2 protein-coding genes are annotated in these 3091 nt (G+C 65.0%); both read right to left on the bottom strand.

The features are described 5' to 3' along the window. Positions 1-538: 538 nt before the first annotated feature. The gene (locus tag ABL57_RS23290; RefSeq protein WP_082157363.1) at positions 539-805 is read right to left on the bottom strand and encodes a sigma factor-like helix-turn-helix DNA-binding protein; all 267 of its coding nucleotides are present in this window, start codon (positions 803-805) and stop codon (positions 539-541) included. Next, positions 805-1662 (bottom strand): replication initiation protein, encoded by an 858-nt coding sequence (locus tag ABL57_RS10185; RefSeq protein ID WP_160310786.1) that lies wholly within the window; start codon positions 1660-1662, stop codon positions 805-807. Before ABL57_RS10185 ends, ABL57_RS23290 begins: the two co-directional genes overlap by 1 nt. Positions 1663-3091: the final 1429 nt, after the last annotated feature.

The raw sequence follows: 3091 nt of genomic DNA, 5'->3' as shown, positions 1-3091 counted from the left end.
CAGGCTTCTCTCGGCATGGAAAGGAGCGCTCTCTCATGCCGCAAGGATCCCCTGAATCCCTGATGTCTCTCCCCCGCCGCCAGTGTCCCCGATCGGCATCATGTGTCCAACCGGACAAGCTTTATGACGGTTCGGTAAGTAATGGATGCAAACGGATTCATGCGGCGTCGGTGCTGCTCCGTGGCCGAAGAAAAGCCGAGCATGGGCACCCGGCTTTTCCTCGGGTGGCGACGCTGGCACCCATGGCCAGTGTCTCTCACAGCCTCGACACGCGATATGGCCATGCGGAGGGGGCAACAGTGTTAGGGCACCGGTTCCGTTGGGGCGGCAAGAGAAAAGCCGGGGCGGCGACCCCGGCTTTCCTCGGGTGAACGGGTTCACCCTGTGCTCTTCAGGCGGACATCGGTGGCGATGTCCGTTCCAGTGTCGCCTATGAGCTGGCGTGCGGCAACGGGACGGAATCAGAGATCGTTACCGGTCTGGCCGGCGGAGGGAATCTGTTCCGGTGCCGGTTCCGACTTTGTTTCACCATGCCAACTCACGTGTTCTCTTTCGCGTGGTGGCGGGCGGAGTGGATGAGCCGCCCCACGGAGCCGACGCTCTCGCCCATCTCCGCAGCGATCTGCTTGTAGGTCATTCCCGACTCGCGGAGGGCTAGCGCACGGGCCCGGCGTTCAGCAGCACGCGCCAGGAACTCCGTTCGAGGCTCAGCGGCGATGCGGCGAACAGTCCGCTCGGAGCACCCCAGTCGCTTTGCAAGTTCTTTGGCGGTTGTCTTCCGCCGTTGTTGGATTTCGGCAGGCATCAGAACGCCTCCTGCATGAAGGTCTCACGATCAATTTTGGTCTGGAAGCCGTGGTCTGCGTTGGCGGTGCGCATCTTGTCGGTGACGGTGCGGTTGCCGGTGGTGTGGCTTTTCTTGGCGCGGGCCGTTTGGGTGGCGGTGAATCGTGCGTCGTAGGCGGTGGGGCCGCCTTGGTGCCAGAACCTCCGCCAGGTCCAGCGGGAGATCGAACGGGCTAGGTGTAGCACTTCGGTCTCGTCCAGGGGGCCGCGGGTGAACTCGTCGCCGATGACGGACAGGTTGCGGTCCCAGGCGTAGGCGTGCACGACGGCTTCCCACTCGGTGGCGTCGTCGCAGTGGCGTCTCCAGGCGCGGTAGGCCCACCGGCGGGTGAGGTCGAACAGGGCACAGTTACGCCCGATTGCCGACCGGGTGAGCGTGCTGCGCGGGCTGTAGCCGGGCAGGGCTCCCAGGTCGCTCAGGGCGCAGGAGAGCTCCCTAAGCCCGTAGGAGGCCTCAGAGGCCCCCCAGAGGGGCAAGGAGCCCTGATGCCAGGGATTGCGCGTCAGACGCCCGGCGTAGCCCACATCGCCGCTGAGGACGTCACACAGACCCGTCTCGACCCGCGCCAGCAGGTTCATCGGCCCTCGACGGGCGGAGTTGGTCAGGCACACGGGCGTCGACAGGGCGTAGACGATGTGCCCGGAGCGGGTGAAGGGGTTCAGCGCGATGTAGGAGGGCTCGGGCAGGCCCTTGAGATCAGCGATCTGGTCGGCGTCGGAGCCGTCGTGATCGGTGACGATCAACGATCGGACTGCCAGAGGGTTGGCCTCGATGTGGGAGTGCTCCAGCGCACGAGCTCGGGAGTGGCGATACACGCTCGGTCGCGGGCTCTTCACGTCACCGGCAAGGGGAGCTCGAGGCAACCAGTGATCGGTCCACTCGTCGGCAAACGTCGCTGTGTTCATGTAGGCCACCCTGACACGGCGCTTGCAAATATTCAGGTAGGGCACGCCGCTGCCAAATCAGATACTTCGGGGTCTGGGGTGTCCCCAGAGGGTTTCTAGCCCGAGCGAAGCGAGGTCCTCCGACTCCGGCTACACGGACCCCTGCGGACTGCCACACCTAGTGCATCATTCGATGACCGAGGCTCAGGTGACCCAACGCAGGCGCGCGCAGGCATAGCTGCTCCCTCCCGCCCGAGGTGTCCCAAGCACCGCAACCAGGCACCGACTCAGCCCCATTTTTCGTCCGCTGGCTCCGGCAACCACGGTCACTGTCGATGACTCCTGCTGCCCCCGACTCACCCTTCACGGGGGAGGGGTTAACCCGTTCCGGGTGAGGCGACCAGACGGGTCCTTGTGCTCGGCCATGTGGTCGAGCGGGTGCCTGGTGGGGTGGCGTGGTGGTTGGCGGTGGGACGGTTTCGGGCGCGCTGGGGTGTCCTGGTTGTGCGCACCGAGGACTCCTGGGGAGGTGGTGACGAGCGTCTTCCCCAGGGGCCGGCCGAAGAATGCAAGAGGTGTGACGGCTCAGAAGTGCGTTGGTTGGCTCAGCGATGCGTTGAGCGGAGCAGAGCTGAGGGGGTGTGCTGATGGGTGGGGGCGCTGACCAGGACTAGTTGCCGCTGCTGTGGGCACGAAAAAAGCCGGGGAGTGGTGCCCGGCTTTTTTCGTGGGGAGGAGGATCCCGTTCCCCACCTCTGAGTGTCCTGCACAGCGGTCCAGGATGCCTAGTGCCGGAGACCTTACGAGTGCTGGGCCAGCGTTGTAGCGGGAGGCCGGGCCTGGTCTCCCTGGCCTCCCGTGGGAGCGGTTGATGTGAGCACGCCAACTCCCACTTTCAGTGTCTGTCGTGGTCCCGAAGTTGCCCAAAGGTGACGAAGGAATGCGGGCGAAAGGCTCGGCAGAGGACGGATCTGTCGATGCCGGCCTCCGATCTGGAGACGCGGCCGAGGAGGTCTGTCCCGCACGTGCTGGACAGCATCAGTGGGGCGGCCCCGGGCGGAGCAAAGCTATGTTCTATGTGCCATAGAACGAGACCGGTCGCTGACCGGGGGCACCACGCGGGGCGGGTGGGCGCTGCGCTGGGCATGCGAAAGGCCGGGGAGGGGCCCCGGCCTTTCGCGGTGAGATGCCTTTCACCGAAGACTGATTGTGCGACTCCGGTGGTGTCCCGTCTACTTCACATCGTCAGCTGATGCGATGGCTGTACAAGAGAAGCCGGGAGCCCATCTCCCAGGCTTCTCTCGGCATGGAAAGGAGCGCTCTCTCATGCCGCAAGGATCCCCTGAATCCCTGATGTCTC

This window comes from Kocuria sp. SM24M-10, assembly GCF_001027955.1.
In the GTDB taxonomy this organism is placed as follows: Bacteria; Actinomycetota; Actinomycetes; order Actinomycetales; family Micrococcaceae; genus Kocuria; species Kocuria oceani.
Note: the sequence above shows the minus strand (reverse complement) of the source record. Positions and strands in the feature narration are given on the sequence as shown.

Coding starts and splice junctions, on each gene's coding strand:
- ABL57_RS23290 (WP_082157363.1), bottom strand. CDS start 805: ATGCCTGCCGAAATCCAACAACGGCGGAAGACAACCGCCAAAGAACTT.